This is a genomic window from Pseudomonas sp. G3-19 (assembly GCF_054855875.1).
Window position 1 is genome coordinate 1,353,436 of record NZ_JBMPIQ010000003.1, and the last position, 18,228, is coordinate 1,371,663.

Consider the following 18,228-nt stretch of genomic DNA (forward strand, 5'->3'; position numbering starts at 1 on the left):
ATAGTTGATCTGACACCTATTTGCTGTGGTGACGCCATGGAAGACATATTTGTCGTGAAGCGCTGCAACAAGATCATCATTCACGGCCGCCGCGCCGGGGAAAGCCAACATGAACCCGCTGAGGCCAGCAGTTGGTTTCGGATCAACGACACCCGCACCGGCGGCTTCATCGGCGACGGCTACGATCTTGAGGAAGATGCCCGACGCGAATGCCGACGGCTCAATGCGGCCAGCTCGCCGCTGCCGGCGCGACAATCGGCCGGCTGATGCAATTGACAGGCGGGGTCTATACTCAAAGCAGCTGACGGACCAGCGCCCCAACGGCAGAGAGCTCGCAGCCCGCGGGCTTTTTGCTGCCTCTCAACGGTTTGTCTGAACGGAGGTGTTCCATGTCCGAAAAAGAGTCCATCACCACCCTCCTCACCTTGCTCGACTCTCGTCAGGCGCGACTTGCCGCGGCCTGCAAGGAAATCGCCGACTGGGTCGATCATCAAGGCGGCCATCCGACTGCCCTGCGCATCCGCGATCGACTGAACGACATCGAAAAAGACACACCGCTGATCCGCAGCACCCTGTCGTCGCTACAACCGGTCGAACGGCCACTGCCACGTTTCAGATGACTGCACCGCGATAAACGACAGCTAAACGGCGTACCGTCTGGCCGATGTACCGAACGCCCCGAGGTGTGGGCGGTCAAAACCTGTACACGTCACCCAGGAGACGGTTCATGGTTATCCATTTCAAAACAGACGGACATCTGGCTTGTGGTCACAAGGGCGACAACCTTGCCTCAAGCCTGGAACTCAATCGCGTCAAATGCCGCAGCTGCCGCAACACCGACGCCTACAAAGAAGCACGCAAGACCCAGCGCAATGCCGCACGCCGCGCAGCGCGCCACACCAAGGCTGATCACGGTGCGTCAAACTGGCGTTCGGAGTGGATCGAACGCCTGACCGCGCTGGCCGGGCCGCAGCGCCTGCCAAGGGGCTTTTTCGGGCAAGCGTTCGTATAACCGATTGATGTCGTGTTTAAAGTCCATCACTCGACGTGAATTGTCCCGAACTCACCGCTCGAACCCATCAATGCCCTGACCTTATCGTCAGGGCTTTTTGTTGAAAACACCGGTTCGAGCAGCCCGTAGCCCTGAGGCAAGCTTGCAAATAGCCAATGCGCCCTCATAACCAGAACCGTATCCACAGTCACCGAGAGGCAAAAAATCATGACCGGACAAACCGAAACCGCGATTCTCGCCGGGGGCTGCTTCTGGGGCATGCAGGACCTGCTGCGGCGTTATCCCGGTGTGCTGGAAACCCGCGTCGGTTACAGCGGCGGCGATGTACCGAACGCCACCTACCGCAACCACGGCAACCACGCTGAAGCCATCGAAATCATCTTCGACCCGGCGGTGATCAGCTACCGGCAGATCCTCGAGTTCTTCTTCCAGATCCACGATCCGAGTACGCCCAACCGCCAAGGCAACGATCTCGGCCCCAGCTATCGTTCGGCGATCTATTATCTCAGCGAAGAGCAACGCGACATCGCCGAGGATACCGCCGCCGACGTTGACGCTTCCGGTCTCTGGCCGGGCCGAGTAGTCACCGAAATCGAACCGGCGGGGCCGTTCTGGAAAGCGGAACCTGAGCACCAGGACTACCTGGAGCGGATACCGAATGGCTACACCTGCCACTTCATCCGTCCGAACTGGAAGTTGCCCAAGCGCAGCTAATAACACACCTGCGTAATCACTCCACGCACAGCGCTGGCCTTTACTGAAGGCCGGCGCTCGCGCACCTCTGCAATTGATCATTTTGGTGAGCCCTCCGTAGCACAGTTCAAGCGCCCAAGGATGAACATACGTTCATCGCAAGCATGGCTCAAAGCGTCTAGCCTGCGGGTTCCAACATAGTGCCTACAGGAGTACCCCACCATGTTCTCGCACGAAAGCCTCCCGCTGATTGCCATTTTCACCATCATGCTACTGTGCGTACTGGCTGCGTTTTTGCACCCGGTACATGCATTCTTCAGCTGGCTGCGCAGGCGCAAGGAACGATCAAACGCCCAGGCTGCAAAAGAGGTTGATTCGCGCTGAATGTGTTCCCTCAACTGGCCCGGGTATGCCTGGGCTTTTTGTTTTCTGGCCGAACAGCAGGTACAAAAAAGCCCAGCGCGGGGCTGGGCCTGATTTTTCGTCAAGGTTAAAAACATCGCCGCCATCTTGCCGACGTTGAAGTCCATGCCGATAAACAGCGGCTCACCGGGCAGCACAGTGTCGAAGCACTGGTTCAGCTTGCGGTCGTAAGCGTGGTAGATCGACCCGGACTGCTGCCGCAACTCTCTTCGGATGCGTCGCGATTCCAGAAGAGACCTGGACCAACTTGGGTCCGTCTAATCTCGTCACCGAGGCTGGAAAAATTGTTTGCTACACAGATGCCAACATTATTGATGGCAAGCGGATTGTAGGTACTCTGTGCGCCACTCCGCGCTCGGGCTTTCTGAGCGATGGCTAGCCACAAGTTCTCGCAGGCGTGAACTACCGTCAACCGTTCCGAATAGACCTCAGTAAAGCCACAAAGGGCGAACAACTGCCATTCGGTGACAAGACGGGCCTTCTTGAATGCGAGCCAGATGAGGCCGACGGGGCAAAATCCACCCCCGTGAAATTCTGCAAGGTAACAATCAACGGACAGGCTCTAGTCAGCGCTAAGATTACCTTCGCATACAAGTAACCAAGTCAAAGCCGCAGTATCCCTGCGGCACGCCTACCGCACCATCACCACTCCGAACCACTCTTCAATGATCCGGCGCATGACTGGCTCTGTCAGGATTGCGGATGGTTTTTCGCCGGCGATCACTGAACGCACAAGGTCACAGGGCAGCACGTGGACACCGTCTTCAGCCGTTACGGTCAGGTGTGATCGCTGATCCGCAATGTCATGAATTTATGCGGTCATGCGCTGCTCCCGTGTCGCGACACAATTTGCTGATTCGCGTAACGTGTCGCGACTTGTGAAAGTGGATTTCTCCACTCCAGATAAACAGCTACCATTCATTTCTTTCGAACGGAATCGACCAATGACCTTCAGATACATTGTTTTGATGCTCGCGGCCGCTTCAGTGACCGGGTGCGGAACAATCAACACGACCTTCCGGGACGATGCCGTGACTAGCAATAAACTGGCTCGTTGGCATTCCCATTGTGACTCGGTTCCGCGAATCTACAGCGGTACAGTCTTTAATTACTGCACGCTAGACGCGGAACCACGGCGTAGCACTGGTTTCGATGGATATCCTGCGCCCGCACTTATTGTTCTCGACATGGGGCTCTCAGCGGTTACAGACACTGTCGTGCTGCCCTATTCCATCTATCTGCAAAACAAGCACGGCGATATCAAGAAGGCTCGTTTCGAGTAGCAACTGTACTGACCACTTCGATGAGATGGTGGCGCGACCTACTTGCCGCGCCGCTCGATCCCGCCCGGCGCCTTTTCACAACGCATGCAATGCTCACAGTTTAGCGTTCGGCACAGGCAGGCCTTCACCCGCCGCCACCAGATGACCATGAAGATGTGACGCATACCGGCAAGGGCCAGCGAGACGTGAAGCGTGATCCCGGCGGTGGTCGGGCCGATGATGAAGATGTTCTGGTTGCGGCTCATCACCACAAACCCGCTGATGGCGATCGCTGAATAGATAAGCTTGCCGAGGATTCCGTCCCGCACTCGACCGCTCAGAACACACCAAGTCGCCCACAAGGCAATCAAGCCGCAGGCGATAGAGTTGATCAGTTCAAGACTCATGGTGGATTGCCTCCCCCGAACCGCTGGCGAATGAGCACCCAGAGGTCAGCGGCTCAGATGGCTCGGTTGATGGCCGCAAGCAGCGATCCGCCGAAGGTGCCCAGCAGGAAGCCAATGCCGCGACAATCTTCGGCTCAGTCACACCCAGATAGGTGCTGACCATGCTCGTCAGGTACAGCGAGCAAGCGATGCCGGTGATCAGGAAGATCAGCCAGGCGCGCCAGTCGGCCAGATCGTCTTTGTGCCACCAGCTTGCGACGACAGCGCCGACCAGTCCTGCGATCAGCAATTCAAACCTGTCGATCTTGTCGAGCAGGCGCTGCAATAACTCCATGCACTCGACTCCTTAAATGCGAATGGCTATCCCTGCGGAAAAACTGGTTCAGCGCTTGTTGGAACTAGCCAGAAACATCCAGCCAAAACAAGTTGTGAAAAGCCCCCGAGGCTCCAAGGTGCCAAAGCCTAAGACGTGGGTCCAAAGCACAGCGGTGCATGCTCATGTTTCAACGGGCAGGGTAATCAAGGCCGCCAAAACGAGAAGACCTTGAAAGGGATGGTTCTAAGAGCGGGCTTTGGGATGTAGACCAGGTGCTACCAACTTTTCCGAGAGCTGATTATCTGCTGGCATCTATCAGCCATCTCCGGGAGTGATACAGCCACATCAGACAGCACTCGATCCATCTCGCGCTCGTCCAGAAACGGATAGACGTCGAGATTGAGAGCGATCTGAACCTTGCGCAAATTGGTGCCTTCTACCAGCCAACGCTCAATAGCGCGAGTCATCGCTGACCCGTTGTCCTCCGTCTGCCAGGCAAGAAAGTCGAAGAGCCGGGCCACCTGCATGAAAGAGATTGAATCGGGAATATCGGCAAAAAGCCGGTCAGCCAGATTTTCCTCCCCAAACTCAAGGACGACTGCCCGCGCAGCGCTGAACGCTTCAGTGTATTCGGGCTCGCTGCTCTCTGCTGCGATCACGTTCAACGCCCTTTCAACAACCTGATGCATAGCAATTGCGCGCTCCGAAAAGGAGTTCGATGCTACCAGCCTTCAGCGCTACGGGCTAAACAACCAGCGCCACGCAGCCTGTCGTTAACTACCCGATCCTCTCTATGAGAGCGCATCGGGGTGTGATCTGAGGCCAAGCCTCAGGCGGCGGATGTGCCAACAGGAAGTCTTCAGGACTGCCCCATCCGCTTAATGCCGGTTGAGCCCCGGTCAGATCACACCCCGATGCGAAAGAAAACTGTGGCCTACTCCCGCCCCTTTGCATCTCGGTAATAGCTATCACATATCACTTCAAGTAATTCTTGGGTGGCCTCGGTCCGCATGCGTACAACCATTTGTTCAAGCTCCGCTTTGTGTTTTGGCTGCGAGGAGAATTCCCGAATGTCGTTTGCTAATTGAGTCGACATGTGTGGATGTAGCGATATGAATTGCTCTAAAGAAAGCTCCTTTTCTGGATGCTTCTCTCCGCAGACTTGGTAGAGAGCTGCACCACCGACGGCCATCTCATGTTCGCTGGCAGCATGTGCGGTCGATGCAAGAGTGCAGCCAATAAGTGCGGCGAACACGCCAATACGCGATCTTTCCAACGGCATTTCATACTCCAGCGTTCATGTTTGGCATCAATACAGACGCAAGCCTATCGGCTTAGCCCCTTCATTTCTTTAACCCCTCCCCGCTGCCGACACCCCTCGAATGCACTCCCCCTCGCCTGCACTATGTATGTACCGGAGACATGGTGGACAGGTGTTCGGAGACATGGTGGACACTTTTTAATAGACACATTGCTCATCGCCAAGGAGATGACCTGTGTCTTGGGAAGAGGTGCACGACAAGGCTGACGCCGGACTGCGCGATGCCATGGACTTGGCCTATTTGACTGGCCAGCGAGTAACAGACACGCGGCTTATGGATGAACGAGACGTGCGCGACGGCCAAATCTGGGTGCTCCAGGGGAAAACGAAGGCCAAACGACGGATTGAGGTAACCGGTGAGCTGAAAGTTTTGATTGATCGAATCATAGCCAGGAAGTCCGGACACAAAGTCCGCTCGACGCGGCTGATCGTGGCAGAAAACGGCACTCCGATGACGGAGGCAATGTTGCGCAGGAGATTTGATGTGGCCAGGGAGGCAGTTGGTGTTGAAACGGCCGAGTTTCAAATGTGTGATTTACGCGCCAAGGCTGGTACTGATAAGGCTGAATCGAGCGGCGACATCATGCGGGCCAAGGATCAACTTGGGCATACCACCGTAGGGATGACAGAGCAGTACATTCGCAATCGAAAGGGTAAAAAGGTCATGCCCACAAAGTGAATTGCGAACCAATGTCAGAATTGCGACCCGGAAACAAACAAGGGTTTGCCTCAGCTTTCGCCCGCAAACCCTTGATTTAAGATGGTGCCCGAAGCCGGAATCGAACCGGCACGCCCTTACGAGCGGGGGATTTTAAGTCCAAGTTTTTATACAATAAAATCAATCACTTAAGTAAAGAATTTTTCCGCAGAAATCCATTTCAACCACCCTTGAGAGCCAATAAATTCGTAGCCGTTCAAAAAATTGCGGAACAATATTCATGTTGTCGCAGCATCCGACTTCAGGAAAAAACTCTCTAGGAACGGCCAGCATCAGCCAAAGTCAGGCATCCGTGAATGTCCACTTCCGGCCAAAAGCAGACGTAAGTAAGCAGCTGTTTCCGACCGACATTGAACGTCTGACTAGATATCGCCTTGCGCCAGAATGCGTACGTGCACGAATGGTGTTTGAAAATGTAAAGAACTCGAGAGGATGTTTGTGAATCTTTTCCAAAACCTCGATTTTTACTGCTTTTCAGCTATTTTGGAGTCTAGGACTAACAAGCAAAGGACGGACCTATGCAGCAGCGAAACCTAGCGGGTAGTGTTGACGCGATCAGAATCAACGCTAATGACATGTTCGAGTGTAAGTATTGGGCCAAAAAATTTGGTGTCACTGCGAGCGAGCTTAAATCCGTGGTTAAAGCTGTAGGTGATTCCCCGAGCGCGGTCCGCAGCAGAATCGAAAAAACCGCCAAAAAACTCAGTCTGCCAGCGATTTAGCACAATTAAATAGAACCGAGACGCGCAGTCCTTTCTGATTTGTCTCATCTAAAAATTTGAGCGTGACGCTTGCATCATTACGATTAGCTATCGCGCTCACAATAGACAAGCCCAACCCTGAGCCAGACTCACCGGAGCCCAAACTACGGTAAAACGGGTCGAACACTAGTGTCTGTTCTTCAGGGTTGATGCCCGGTCCCGAATCCTTGATTTCGATCAGCACGCCCTGCTCCGCCGACTCGACACTCAAATCGACCCGCCCGCCCGCCGGGGTGTAGCGAATGGCGTTGTCCACCAAGTTCTTGATCAGGATGAACAGGTCCAGTTCATTGATGACGACCTGCGCATCTTCGACGCTTTCCACGCCGAGATCGATGTCCTTTTCCTCAGCCAGGGGCAGCAGGTCTTCAAGCACACGGCGAAACACGCCGTGCACCGAAACCGGCGTCTCGGTGCACGGCGAAACTGATTGCGCAGCCGCCAGAGCTAGCAATTGCTCGATGAGATTACGGCTGCGCTGGATGCCCTGAGCCAAGGGTAAAAAGCTGTGTTGGGCGGCGTCTGACATCGGCGCCGCCGCCATGCGCTCGGCTTGCAGCGACAGCGCCGTCATCGGGGAGCGCAGTTCATGGGCGGCGTCGGCGATAAACCGTCGCTGCGTTTCCATGGCCTGTGCGACGCGCTTGAGTAACCGATTGATCGCCACCACGAAAGGCCGGACTTCGCTCGGCAGGTGCTGCTCATCGATCGGATGCAATGCCTGCTGGTCGCGCTGATCGATCTCTGCCGAGAGCGTCGCAATCGGCCGGAACAGCTTGCGCACCAGGTCGCCGACCACCAACAGCAGCACCGGAAAGAGAATCAGAAACGGCAGCAGGCTGCGCCAGGCGCTTTCCCGGGCTTCCTTGTCGCGCACGTCGGCCTCTTGCGCTACCACGATGCGTTCGCCGGTCGAGATAGTTCTGACCAACGCGCGAAAGTTTTCACCGGCAATGTTCAGTGTTGACAAACCGTCAGCCAAGGTCACCGGAAACGGCAACGGAATGCTTACGTCATCATTGCCAGTAGCCTTGGCGCTATCGGCCAGGTACTGCACGGTGATCCGCGACTCTTCGTCGTCGCCGGCGATCCGTTCGGCACCGGGATAACGCAGAGTCATGTGCTGACGATCGAACAGCACCGCCACCTGACGCAAGCTTTCGTCCTGCATTTCGTGCGCTTCGTCGAGTGTCGAAATGAACGCGAACGCACCGGCCAGCAAGGCGACTATGAGAATCGCCAGTGACAGGGTGATGGAAAGCCGCGACTGTACCGAGTCGCTCAAACGCCTTTTGAAACCATCCATCCCATTCCCCTGACGTTCTTGATGATATGGTTTCCCAATTTTCGCCGCAGAGCATGGATCAGAAACTCCACGGCATTGCTTTCTACTTCGTTGCCCCAGCCGTAAATCCGGTCTTCCAGTTCACTACGCGACAGTATGGCCCCCGGGCGTATCAACAACGCCTGTAACAGCGCGAATTCGCGACTGGAGAGCTGGACTTCGCTGATGTCAGCGGTGGCGGCCTGTTTGGAGACCAGGTTCAACGACACCTCGCCGTTATCCAGCAGCGATTGCGCGTTACCGCCGCGCCGGCGCAATACCGCGCGCATGCGTGCCAGCAATTCGGCCATGGCGAAGGGCTTAAGCAAGAAATCATCGGCGCCGCCATCAAGCCCGCGCAGACGATCGTCCAGACCATCGCGGGCAGTAATGATCAGCAACGGCACCGGATTATTGCGCGCGCGAATGGCATCCAGCACCTCGAGTCCGTCCGTTCCCGGCAAGCCGAGGTCGAGCAACACCAGATCATAGGTCTGGGTGTCCAGCGCCGCCAACGCGGTGAGGCCGTTTTTCACCCAGTCGGTGGCGTAGCTCGCGTCCTTCAGCGCCTCTTCGATGGCATCCCCAATCATCAGATCATCTTCGACCAGCAGAATCCGCATGCACCGCTCCGACAGAAAAGGCGCGACGGAGATCCCCGTCGCGCCTGTATTGAAGCACTTGAACTGGCGTTTGTCCGCCGCCGGTTCCGCCCCGACTTACGGCTGAGGGTCTTTCATCGTATCGAAAGCCTTGAGCAAGTCGTCCATCGCCGCTTTGCAGTCAGCCTGCTTCGGTGAACTAGCGCGCAGTGCATCGAGCGCACGATCAATGGCTTTGTCCAGCACATGCCAGTCAGCGGCGGCGCGCGGCTTGATGCCGGCTTCGGCGGAATCCCAAGAGGTTTCCAGATCCTTGATGCGAGTCTTGGCAGCGGGCAGATCATTTTTCTCGACCAGCGCACCGACATCGGCAGCGATACTGCGGAACTCGCTCAGATCGCCCAGTTTCGAGCCGGACTGCGCTGGCGCACTCCTCGAGCTGGTCGGCGTGCCGGCAGCGGGCTTATCTGCGGGTTTCGAGCAACCGGCCAGGCTGCCGAGCAGTACCAGAGACGAGACGAGCGCGACGTGACGAATAGCGGTTTGAAAGCGCATGTTGAATTCCTTGATGGGTATCTGAAGGTTATTGAATTGCGGCTTTACGGTTGCCGACGCTGATTTGCGCGACCGCCACCAACAGCACGATGACGGTCAGAAAAATTGCGCTGGTCCAGGCGGCGCCCATGCCCAGGCCACCGTAGGTCTTGGCCTGGGTCAGCAGATCGCCGAGAGAGGCACCGAACGGGCGGGTGAGGATGTAGGCGATCCAGAAGGTCAGCACCACGTTGGCCCCGAGGCGCCAGGCCAGCAGCGTCGCCGTAATCAGCGCCCCGAAAATCATCGCACCTAGGGTGAAGCCCAGGCCCAGCGCTTCGGTGGCCAGATCGCCGGCGGCGGTGCCGAGAGCAAAGGTGCAAAGCACCGTGGACCAGTAGAAAAGTTCGCGTCGCGGCGTGTTGATCTGACGAATCGACAGGTTGTTCTCCACGGTGAACCAGATCAGGAAATTCACCGCCAGCAGCACCGAAAATACCGCCGTGCTGACGTACAGGCTAATGTCGAGCATGTCGGTCATGATGTCGGTGATCTGCGTGCCGACGATGCTTACAAGCACCACGGTCAACCAGTAGATCCACGGCGAATACGCGGTTTGGCGCATTTGCAGGAACAGCGCGCCACCCAGCAGCAGCGCCATGCCGACGCTGGTCCAGCCAGCGCCGAACCCCGCGTCAACGGCCAGGAAGTCGGCGCCGGTTTCACCCACGGTTGTCGATAGAATCTTGATCACCCAGAAGGCTAGTGTCACTTCGGGTACTTTATTAAGCCATCCGGCTTTTGCGGGATTCATGTGCGAGTTGCCTCTCCTGAACAGCGCTGAACTTGCGCTAAGGGGAGGATACGGCTGAAGACTTAGCTGAGACTGAGGGTTTGCTCGGTCTTGAGAGTAGGGAGAATGTGATTCAGTAACACGCTATTAGCTCGTTAAACGCAATCTTTAATAGTCGCAAAATGGATCTGCATACTGACTGCTTTTGGCCGAAAGCCGCCATTCGTGAGCGGCAGCTATCTGCCAATAGCTCTCCTTCGCAGAGTTCGGTTTCGGGTCGGAAAATGCCTGTTGAGAAAGCGCCCTCAGTGCTCGCCGAATGGAGTCTTGGTATTTCGCACTTGCTCCAGCTACTCATGAAGAGCAACTGATTCTTTGTGTGCAGAAGCAGGAGCAACAACCCATACGGTCAGATTGTAACAACGCGACAGAGATGCGCGAACGTTGTCATCCGGACTCAGAGCCCGTCGGCCAGCCACCAGGTAGCGATTGGTGCACTATCCTTACAACTTCACGGACAGAGAGGTAAGGCATGCCTATATTTGAGGAAGTATTGGCTTGGTCGGAAAGGCTGCCGCCGTGGCGCAGCGACGCCTTGCGCCGTTTGTGTGTCCAGGGTGACTGGATTGATCAGGATCTTGTCGAAATTCTTGATCTCGCTAAGCAACACCATGGGGTGCGAAGCGCATTTCTGCCGGTACTTCAGCCTGTCCTATTCGCCGCAGACCACTTCCCCGCCGAGGCGAATCGGGAGCACACCGTCGTATTGCAGTCCCTGCATTCACTTACCAACGTGGGGAAGATCCCTAACAGTGAGGCTTTGGACTTCCAGCCGCATGGCCTCACTATCGTGTACGGCGGAAACGGTACGGGGAAGTCCGGTTACGCACGGGTACTGAAACAGGCTTGCCGTGCCCGGAGCCCGGGTGCAGTCTACGCCAATGCTTACGCTGCGGATTACCAGCAACTCATACCAAGCGCTACGATTGACTTCGCGCTGGACGGCACCGCCGAACAGACGACCTGGAGCAGTCATCGCGATAACGTACCGCAGCCAGAACTCCGGGGCATTTCTGTTTTTGATGGTGACTGCGCTCGGCATTATCTCCAGTCACGAGAAGCTGCCAACTTTCAGCCATCTGCTCTGACTTATCTCCAGCAGTTGGCGAATGGACTCAATCAGGCTCTGCGCCCCGCGCTACAGGCTGAGATCGCGGGCCTTGCAACAGACACGACACCGTTCAGTGTCATTCCGTCCGACACCGATGCCGGACGAGCGGTGCATCCGATTGGCCCAACCACTGATCTGACGCGAGCGCGTGGATTGGCTACGCTCGCCGATCTTGAGCAGGCAGAGCGTGTACGACTTCCGCAGGAAATCAGCGAAGCGGACCCGACTGCCCGGGCCTCTCTACTTGACCATGCTGCAACGCGGGTCGATGAATTAGCCAGCCTCATCGCTGTGGTGGCCGGCGTAGTGTCTGATGAGGCTATCGATGCCAAGTACCAGGCATATCGTACCGTCGATGAGGCTGAGACAGCTGAACGTGCAGCGTCCGCCATGTTGCAGGCCGGGGATGCTACACAGCTACTTCCTGGAACGGGGCTAGGTCCTTGGGCGTTGCTATTCAACGCTGCTCGTGAGTACTCGTCCAGCACTGCATATCCAGGACAGGCCTTCCCGGTCACCTATGACGATGCAGTTTGTGTACTTTGCCAGCAAGAGCTCAGTCCTGAAGCGCAGGACCGCTTGCAGCGATTCGATCACTACATTCGAGACCGGGCGGCGGAGACTGCTCAGGCTGCACGCAACGCTTGGCAGCAGATCGTTCGAGAAGTCGGTACGGCAAGCGTCGACTTCACAGTTGCCCCTAACATGCAGGAGAGCCTGAGGGCGCGTGTGCCAGCGCTTCCGGACTATATTCAGACCTTTCAGGATGACCTGGTCGCCCGACTTCAGTGGCTCAAAAGAGCTGTGGCTACCGGCGTATGGCAGGACTGTCCTAGGTATCGTGGAGCGAATCCGGCGGCGTCGATCACTCACGTTGCGGAAGTACTTCGCATAGAGGCGGGCCGCCTGCGCGCAAACATGGACGCAGAAGCTTTAGCGGCCAAAAAGCTACGGTTGAAAGAGTTGGAAGCGCGGCAGCTACTTTCCGAGCATATCGAAGGCATAGCACGGGTGATTGATAACCTGGTCCACAGGGCCCGGCTCCAGAATTGCCTAAATGACATTGCAGCCACTCGGCCGATTAGCGTGCTGGCTGGCCAACTGACTCGGACTTATATCAGTGAGGCTCTGGCTGGACGTATGAACGAGGAGCTCATTAGGCTGGAGCTTAGACACGTTCAAGCTGGAGTCAGCTCAGCCGGTGAGGCTGGGGCAGTTCGCCTGGGGATTCAGCTGTTGGACTGCCAGCTTGCCCCGCACCAAGTGTTGAGCGAGGCAGAGCAGCGTATGTGTGCGCTTGCCTACTTCTTCGCTGAGCTTCACCAGTCGGGATCGACTTCCGGAATCGTTTTCGACGACCCGGTTTCAAGCCTCGACCACAGCCATAGAACCGCCGTCGCGCAACGGATTGTCGAAGAGTCCACCAACCGGCAAGTCATTGTATTCACCCACGACGCCGTATTCTTCGGTGAACTGTTAACGCTCTGCCAAGATGCGGGTCTTTCACCTGAAGTGAGGTCAATCAGCTACCGGGCGGAAGGCCCTGGCTACGTCGATGCCGGTTTACCGTATGACATGCGCCGGCACCGCGAGCGCATCGCGCAACACCGTCGTGACCAGCAGCAAATTGCAGCAACCTTCAACACCCCTCCCGGAGACACTGAGCGGTATGCGATCCGTAATGCATACAGTGATCTTCGCGTGACGATCGAAATCGGTATCGAGGACACGATACTCAATGAAACCGTTGTCCGGTTTCGCGACGGAATCTCAGTAGGCCGGCTTAACGGCGTGATGGCTGTGCAGGAACATGAATTCCATGAAGTGCAACGCCTGCACGACCGATGCTGTCGCAATGTAAGCGCGCATTCACATGCAGCCGGTCAACAGCGTCCCGTAACGCATCCTGATGAGTTGCTTGAGGATATTGAGGCCGTGAACACGTTGTTTACGCGTATCCGAAGCCGAAGAGGCTGAGTTGGCCGTTAGCGGCCGTACTAAGGGTGCTTGCGCACAATCAAAGCGGAATACTACAGGTAATAACCCATTGAAATTACTTGCTTTAGTCATGGACTTGAAAACCGTCGACTGTAACAGGTCCATGAGTTCGAATCCCATCGCCTCCGCCATATTTTGTACCGACAAAGCCCTGATTATTCAGGGCTTTGTCGTTTCTGGCATTCAGACATTTTGCTCCTCTTTTCATGGATCGTTTCCGCATCTTTTCGGTCATTTCCGCAACTATGCCTCTCTGTCACTGCTGCGCCTCCCAAAAATTATTTGATTAGACCTCGAACTCAGGATTATGTGGCCGCCTTTGATAGGCAGTTTTCGCCCAACAGTGGACGGCCACAGATCAAAAAGCGCTAACATCAGACGCCTCACCATTGTGTTTGGAATTGATAAAAGTCTTTCCCGGATTCGCGCCTGTTTGCGCAAAACCCTTAAGCCTAAAGTTCGTCCTGCCAGCAACATCACACTTACTTTAGGAAACCTCATCATGAAAACGGCAATGATCATCGTCGCACTCTTGGGCTTCAGCTCTGTGGTAGCAGCGCAGGACGGTTCGGCAACGACTAAACAGATCGAGCAATATCGCTACGGTACCCACATGGATGTCGCCAAGGTCATCTCTGAAGAACCGGTGCCGGATGTTTGCGCAGTGGTACCGACGCACATGACCTACCAGGATTCGCAAGGCAAACGCCACGTACTGGCCTATAACGTCATGGGCCGTTGCAGCCAGGGCTAAGTCAGCTGTTCGCCGATCATTGCGCCTCGGAGAGTGGCTCATCGAGGCGCAAATACCTTTTTGCCCCACAGCGGTTCAATCGATCAGTGCTTGGGCCGTGGCTGCCAGCTGACTGCCAACGCGATCTTTCAGCGTTTCAATAAACCGGGTGATTTTTGCATCGACAAACTGCCGAGAGGTATAGACGGCGTACACGTTACGCTCATAGGTATGGTAGTCAGGCAAAACCCGCACTAGCTTGCCGGAACGCAAATCATCGATGGCCGTAAACCCGGCCAGCAAGCCAATCCCCGCGCCCTCTCGAATGGCCAGCGCCATCGCATCCATATCGTTAACGCTGAAACTTGGCCCTGTCGGGACAAATGTCGCGTCCCCCGCCTTGCTCTTCAGCTGCCACTCATCCCGCACATAGTCGACGGTGCTCAACAGCAGACACTGGTGATCCCGCAGGTCTTCAGGCGTCTCCGGGGCCGCATGCCGCGCCAGGTAGTCTGGCGACGCCACCAGCACACAATGGCTGACGCCGATCTTCTGGCTGACATACGCAGAATCGGGGAGCGCGCGGGCGATCAGAATCGAAACGTCCAGTTGATCTTCCAACAGGTTTGGCATGCGTTGCGAGAGCAATAAATCCACCGTCACCTCCGGGAATTGCTGACGGTACTCCAGCACGGCCCCCGTAACCAGATGTCGAGCCAGCCCGGGTACGCAATGCACCCGCAGTGTTCCCCGAGGCTCCAGCGCGGCATTGCTGGCTTCCGCTTCGGCACTCTCCAGATCAGCGAGAATCTTCGTGCAGCGCTCATAGAAGCGTCGGCCCGCATCGGTGACCGAGAGGCGTCGGGTCGAGCGTTGCAACAGACGTGCGTCGAGCACGTTTTCCAGCGCAGAGACAGCACGCGATACGTTACCGACCGTTGAGTCCAGATGATTGGCCACGGCCGTGAAACTGCCCATCTCGACAACCTTTATGTACACCGACATGTTCGAAAGCTTATCCATCGCGACCTTCCTGTAGATCTGACGCTCACCCGTGATAACGCGCATTTTTCCGGATGCTACACGTTCGGCCTGCGGCTCGATATTGCCTCTGGCGACAACAATGATTCCCTCTGGCCCGTCTAAATCAATGGCCCCTCCTTCCATAGACTTGGTTGCACAGGCTGCCTGAACCGGCGCCGGGTTTCTTACGAATCTCTGACAACCAACTGAAGGGCGCATCATGAAGACTTCCTACGACCCGCTTTATCTTTTCATCGGTGGTGAATGGATCAGTGCCGAAGGGCGCGATACCGCTGCTGTCGTCAACCCGGCGACCGGCCGGGAAATCGGCCGCGTCCCGCTCGCCACCGCTGGCGACCTTGATCACGCCTTGGAAGTGACTCGCCTGAGCTTCGAGCAATGGCGCCAGACCGTGCCTGACCAACGCGCAAAAATCCTCAAGCGTGCCGCCGACCTGATCCTTGAACGTGCACCGCAGATTGCCGCGCAGATGACCCTGGAGGAAGGCAAGCCACTGAATGAAAGCCTGGATGAAGTGACCCGTGCGGCGGAGTACTTCGAATGGTTCGCCGAAAGCGCCCGACGTATCGATGGCCGTGTGGTCCCGGCCAACCGTCCAGGCGTATTGCAACTGGTCAAACGCCAGGCCATCGGCCCGGTGGCCGCATTTACACCGTGGAATTTCCCGGCCATCACCCCGGCACGCAAGCTCTCGGCAGCACTGGCCGCCGGTTGCAGCGTCATTCTCAAACCGGGTGAGGAAAGCCCCTCCACAGCGTTGGCCCTGGCGCGCGCACTCGACGATGCTGGATTGCCCAAGGGTGTGCTGCAAGTGGTCTTTGGCGTACCGGATCAAGTGTCCAGCCATCTGATCGCCTCGCCGATCATTCGCAAAGTGACCTTCACCGGTTCGGTGCCCATCGGTCGCCTGCTGTCTGCACGCGCTGCCGAAGGCGTCAAGCCCATCACCCTTGAACTCGGTGGACACGGACCGGTGCTGGTGTTCGAAGATGCCGACATTGAAAAAGCTGCCGTTGAGGGTGTCGCGAACCGCTTTCGCGGAACCGGGCAGGTGTGCATTTCATCCACTCGGTTTCTGATCCAGCGTGGCGCCTATCAAGCTTTTGTCGATCACTTTGTCGCGGCGACCCAAGCCCTGAAGATAGGTGACGGTCTGCATCCGGACACTCAGGTCGGACCGTTAGCCAACCCAAGGCAGCTGGCAAAAATGGAAGAACTGGTCGCCGATGCCGTCGAGAAAGGTGCACGGGTATTGGTCGGTGGCGAAGCCTTGTCAGGCGAGGGCTACTTCTTCCAGCCCACCGTTCTGGCAGATGTGCCGATGAACGCCCGCGTCATGCACGAAGAACCCTTCGGCCCCATCGCCGTGCTGATGCCGTTCGATGAACTGGCCGATGGGCTGCAAGAAGCCAACCGCCTGCCCTACGGACTCTCGGCCTACGCCTTCACCTCCAACGCGCGCACGGCCATTGACGTCGCCGACGGACTGGAGGCCGGAATGATCGGCATCAACCAATACCGCATCGTCGCGACGGAGCTCCCGTTCGGCGGCATGAAAGAAAGCGGTCACGGCTCCGAAGGCGGCATTGAAGGCATCGAGCACTATCTGACCCACAAATTCATCAGCCAGGTTTAAGGAACTCGCCCATGTCCAAGCTCAATTTCAGCAGCCCTCGCGAAGCGGCGCGCGCGTTCACGCCTAAGCTGGCGCAATTCGTCGACTCGACGCTTTATCCGCAGATCTGGAGCGATCCCGCGCTGTCCCCGCGCGACCGTAGCCTGATCACCGTGGCGGCATTGATTGCCGCTGGTCATTCGGAAGAGTTGCCTGCCCACTTACGCCGCGCGGCTGGCAACGGTGTAACCCACGACGAACTGGCGGCAGCGATCACGCACCTGGCTTTCTATGTGGGCTTCCCTGGCGCCATTACCGCGTCTGCTATCGCCAACGCCACGTTCAGCGAAACGGAGAACAACTGAATGAAAGCCATCAACATCAGAGAATTCGGTGGGCCAGACGTCCTTGAACTCGTCGAAGTCGCCAATCCTGAAGTCCGTCCTGACGACCTGCTGGTGCGTGTCTATGCCGCCGGAGTGAACCGAGCGGATCTGACGCACCGGACCGGTGGGTACGGCCATCCGGATTTCGGCGACTCGCTGATCATCGGCCTGGAAATCTCCGGCGAAGTCCTCGCCAAAGGTAACGCGGTGACCGGGTTCGAGGTCGGAGATCGAGTCATGGGCGTGGTCGGCGGCGGTGCCTACGCCGAGCGGGCACGCATCGATTACCGCATGGCCATGCACATCCCCGCGCAGCTGGACTATGTACACGCGGCGGCCATTCCCGAGGTCTTCGTCACGGCCCATGAAGCGATGATGCACCTGGCTCGGCTCAAGGCCGGCGATTCGGTGTTGATTCATGCGGCCGCTGGCGGCGTCGGGTCTGCTGCGGTGCAGTTGGCTTACGCCACCGGCGCCACGGTGTATGCGACCACCGAAGGCAGCAAGCTGGCGCGTGTCGAGCATTTGGGCGCTGACGTGGCGATCGACTACAAGACCCAGGATTTCGCTGAGGTGATCGCCGATAAAACCCAGGGTCGCGGCGTCGATGTGATCATCGACTTTATCGGTGAGCCCTACTTCGCCCGCAACATCGCTTCCCTTGCTCGCGGTGGTCGCCTGGTTCAGGTGGGGATTCTCGGCGGTGGCGGCAACGTCACGGTGGCGCTGGAGGACATTCTTTACCGCCACTTGCAAATCATCGGTACGGTCATGAAGTCGCGAACGCAACCGGAGAAGCACGCCATGATCAAGCGTTTCCGCGAGCACTGGCTTGATCGCTTCGAGGGGGCCGGCAGCCTTGAGCCGGTTGTCGATAGCACGTTTGCGCTAGCACGGGTTGCTGATGCGCATCGCCGGATGGAGTCTTCCGGGAACGTCGGGAAAATCATATTGACCATGCAGCCTAATGACCTGGTTTAGTGCTGGTTTTCTTTAGATAAAACTGAAAAGGTGCCTTTCGTGGGCACCTTCAACGGGTATGGGGAACACTCTGGGCAGTGCGCTCTTAATTGGCTGATCGCCACAACCAGGCACATCGTGACAGGCGATTGGCC

20 protein-coding genes and 4 pseudogenes are annotated in these 18,228 nt (G+C 57.0%); 14 read left to right on the forward strand and 10 right to left on the reverse strand.

Annotation, left to right across the window (positions count from 1 at the left end; translation table 11 throughout):
- The first annotated feature begins 36 nt into the window (after window positions 1-36).
- The 5 genes from ACOYXI_RS06170 (at window position 37) to ACOYXI_RS06190 (ending at window position 2,089) form a co-directional block, all read left to right on the forward strand.
- On the forward strand, window positions 37-267 hold the full coding sequence (locus ACOYXI_RS06170; protein ID WP_007964938.1) for a hypothetical protein: 231 nt from the start codon (window positions 37-39) through the stop codon (window positions 265-267).
- Between the two features lie 122 nt (window positions 268-389).
- A complete protein-coding gene (locus ACOYXI_RS06175) occupies window positions 390-620 on the forward strand; it encodes a hypothetical protein (protein WP_007964939.1) in 231 nt (76 codons plus the stop codon).
- Window positions 621-727: 107 nt separating this feature from the next.
- Entirely contained in the window at window positions 728-1,012 is a 285-nt protein-coding gene (locus ACOYXI_RS06180) for a hypothetical protein (RefSeq protein ID WP_027612677.1), read from the forward strand.
- Window positions 1,013-1,219: 207 nt separating this feature from the next.
- The gene (gene msrA / locus ACOYXI_RS06185; protein WP_461674539.1) at window positions 1,220-1,726 is read left to right on the forward strand and encodes a peptide-methionine (S)-S-oxide reductase MsrA; all 507 of its coding nucleotides are present in this window, start codon (window positions 1,220-1,222) and stop codon (window positions 1,724-1,726) included.
- 201 nt (window positions 1,727-1,927) lie between these two features.
- Window positions 1,928-2,089 (forward strand): hypothetical protein, encoded by a 162-nt coding sequence (locus ACOYXI_RS06190; protein ID WP_166495875.1) that lies wholly within the window; start codon window positions 1,928-1,930, stop codon window positions 2,087-2,089.
- A gap of 74 nt (window positions 2,090-2,163) precedes the next feature.
- On the opposite strand, the pseudogene ACOYXI_RS06195 reads toward ACOYXI_RS06190, so the two are convergent.
- Window positions 2,164-2,364, reverse strand: a pseudogene (locus ACOYXI_RS06195) (terminase); the annotation flags it as partial.
- 732 nt (window positions 2,365-3,096) lie between these two features.
- On the opposite strand from ACOYXI_RS06195, the gene ACOYXI_RS06200 reads away from it, so the two are divergent.
- Window positions 3,097-3,411, forward strand: coding sequence for a YceK/YidQ family lipoprotein (locus ACOYXI_RS06200; protein ID WP_461675550.1), 315 nt, complete (start codon window positions 3,097-3,099; stop codon window positions 3,409-3,411).
- Between the two features lie 38 nt (window positions 3,412-3,449).
- Here the strand turns inward: ACOYXI_RS06200 and ACOYXI_RS06205 are convergent, their stop codons facing one another.
- Together ACOYXI_RS06205 and ACOYXI_RS06210 are read right to left on the reverse strand one after the other, a co-directional pair.
- On the reverse strand, window positions 3,450-3,797 hold the full coding sequence (locus ACOYXI_RS06205; protein ID WP_461674540.1) for a hypothetical protein: 348 nt from the start codon (window positions 3,795-3,797) through the stop codon (window positions 3,450-3,452).
- Window positions 3,798-3,850: 53 nt separating this feature from the next.
- Window positions 3,851-4,131: pseudogene (locus ACOYXI_RS06210) on the reverse strand (MFS transporter).
- A 28-nt stretch (window positions 4,132-4,159) separates the two neighbouring features.
- Between ACOYXI_RS06210 and ACOYXI_RS06215 the strand changes: the two are divergent.
- Window positions 4,160-4,345 (forward strand): annotated as a pseudogene (locus ACOYXI_RS06215) (IS4 family transposase); the annotation flags it as partial.
- Window positions 4,346-4,388: 43 nt separating this feature from the next.
- Here ACOYXI_RS06215 and ACOYXI_RS06220 read toward each other — a convergent pair.
- Together ACOYXI_RS06220 and ACOYXI_RS06225 are read right to left on the reverse strand one after the other, a co-directional pair.
- Entirely contained in the window at window positions 4,389-4,802 is a 414-nt protein-coding gene (locus ACOYXI_RS06220) for a hypothetical protein (RefSeq protein ID WP_098964166.1), read from the reverse strand.
- Between the two features lie 245 nt (window positions 4,803-5,047).
- Window positions 5,048-5,395, reverse strand: coding sequence for a hypothetical protein (locus ACOYXI_RS06225; RefSeq protein WP_098964167.1), 348 nt, complete (start codon window positions 5,393-5,395; stop codon window positions 5,048-5,050).
- Between the two features lie 229 nt (window positions 5,396-5,624).
- Between ACOYXI_RS06225 and ACOYXI_RS06230 the strand changes: the two are divergent.
- Window positions 5,625-6,113, forward strand: a pseudogene (locus ACOYXI_RS06230) (tyrosine-type recombinase/integrase); the annotation flags it as partial.
- A 557-nt stretch (window positions 6,114-6,670) separates the two neighbouring features.
- Window positions 6,671-6,874 carry a DUF3606 domain-containing protein gene (locus ACOYXI_RS06235; protein ID WP_461674541.1) on the forward strand — a complete coding sequence of 68 codons (204 nt, stop codon included), beginning with the start codon at window positions 6,671-6,673 and terminating at the stop codon, window positions 6,872-6,874.
- On the opposite strand, the gene ACOYXI_RS06240 is transcribed toward ACOYXI_RS06235, so the two are convergent.
- The 4 genes from ACOYXI_RS06240 to ACOYXI_RS06255 form a co-directional block, all read right to left on the reverse strand.
- Window positions 6,855-8,219: an ATP-binding protein gene (locus ACOYXI_RS06240; protein ID WP_461674542.1), complete on the reverse strand. Its 1,365-nt coding sequence runs from the start codon at window positions 8,217-8,219 to the stop codon at window positions 6,855-6,857. The genes ACOYXI_RS06235 and ACOYXI_RS06240 overlap by 20 nt on opposite strands.
- Window positions 8,195-8,860: a response regulator gene (locus ACOYXI_RS06245; protein WP_461674543.1), complete on the reverse strand. Its 666-nt coding sequence runs from the start codon at window positions 8,858-8,860 to the stop codon at window positions 8,195-8,197. The genes ACOYXI_RS06240 and ACOYXI_RS06245 overlap by 25 nt, the downstream gene beginning before the upstream one ends.
- A gap of 96 nt (window positions 8,861-8,956) precedes the next feature.
- Window positions 8,957-9,394 carry a hypothetical protein gene (locus ACOYXI_RS06250; RefSeq protein ID WP_461674544.1) on the reverse strand — a complete coding sequence of 146 codons (438 nt, stop codon included), beginning with the start codon at window positions 9,392-9,394 and terminating at the stop codon, window positions 8,957-8,959.
- A gap of 28 nt (window positions 9,395-9,422) precedes the next feature.
- Complete coding sequence (locus tag ACOYXI_RS06255; protein WP_461674545.1) at window positions 9,423-10,187, reverse strand: COG4705 family protein; 765 nt, start codon at window positions 10,185-10,187, stop codon at window positions 9,423-9,425.
- 511 nt (window positions 10,188-10,698) lie between these two features.
- Between ACOYXI_RS06255 and ACOYXI_RS06260 the strand changes: the two genes are divergently transcribed.
- Together ACOYXI_RS06260 and ACOYXI_RS06265 are read left to right on the forward strand one after the other, a co-directional pair.
- Window positions 10,699-13,314, forward strand: a complete 2,616-nt coding sequence (locus tag ACOYXI_RS06260; protein ID WP_461674546.1) for an AAA family ATPase — start codon at window positions 10,699-10,701, stop codon at window positions 13,312-13,314.
- Between the two features lie 523 nt (window positions 13,315-13,837).
- Entirely contained in the window at window positions 13,838-14,089 is a 252-nt protein-coding gene (locus tag ACOYXI_RS06265) for a DUF2790 domain-containing protein (protein WP_461674547.1), read from the forward strand.
- Between the two features lie 75 nt (window positions 14,090-14,164).
- Here the strand turns inward: ACOYXI_RS06265 and ACOYXI_RS06270 are convergent, their stop codons facing one another.
- A complete protein-coding gene (locus ACOYXI_RS06270) occupies window positions 14,165-15,091 on the reverse strand; it encodes a LysR family transcriptional regulator (RefSeq protein WP_461675551.1) in 927 nt (308 codons plus the stop codon).
- Between the two features lie 220 nt (window positions 15,092-15,311).
- On the opposite strand from ACOYXI_RS06270, the gene ACOYXI_RS06275 reads away from it, so the two are divergent.
- From ACOYXI_RS06275 to ACOYXI_RS06285, 3 genes are read left to right on the forward strand one after another with little or no spacing between them, the layout of a single operon-like run.
- Window positions 15,312-16,748: an NAD-dependent succinate-semialdehyde dehydrogenase gene (locus ACOYXI_RS06275; protein ID WP_461674548.1), complete on the forward strand. Its 1,437-nt coding sequence runs from the start codon at window positions 15,312-15,314 to the stop codon at window positions 16,746-16,748.
- 11 nt (window positions 16,749-16,759) lie between these two features.
- Entirely contained in the window at window positions 16,760-17,092 is a 333-nt protein-coding gene (locus ACOYXI_RS06280) for a carboxymuconolactone decarboxylase family protein (protein WP_257354868.1), read from the forward strand.
- Window positions 17,093-18,094, forward strand: coding sequence for an NAD(P)H-quinone oxidoreductase (locus ACOYXI_RS06285; protein ID WP_461674549.1), 1,002 nt, complete (start codon window positions 17,093-17,095; stop codon window positions 18,092-18,094).
- Window positions 18,095-18,228 lie beyond the last annotated feature (134 nt).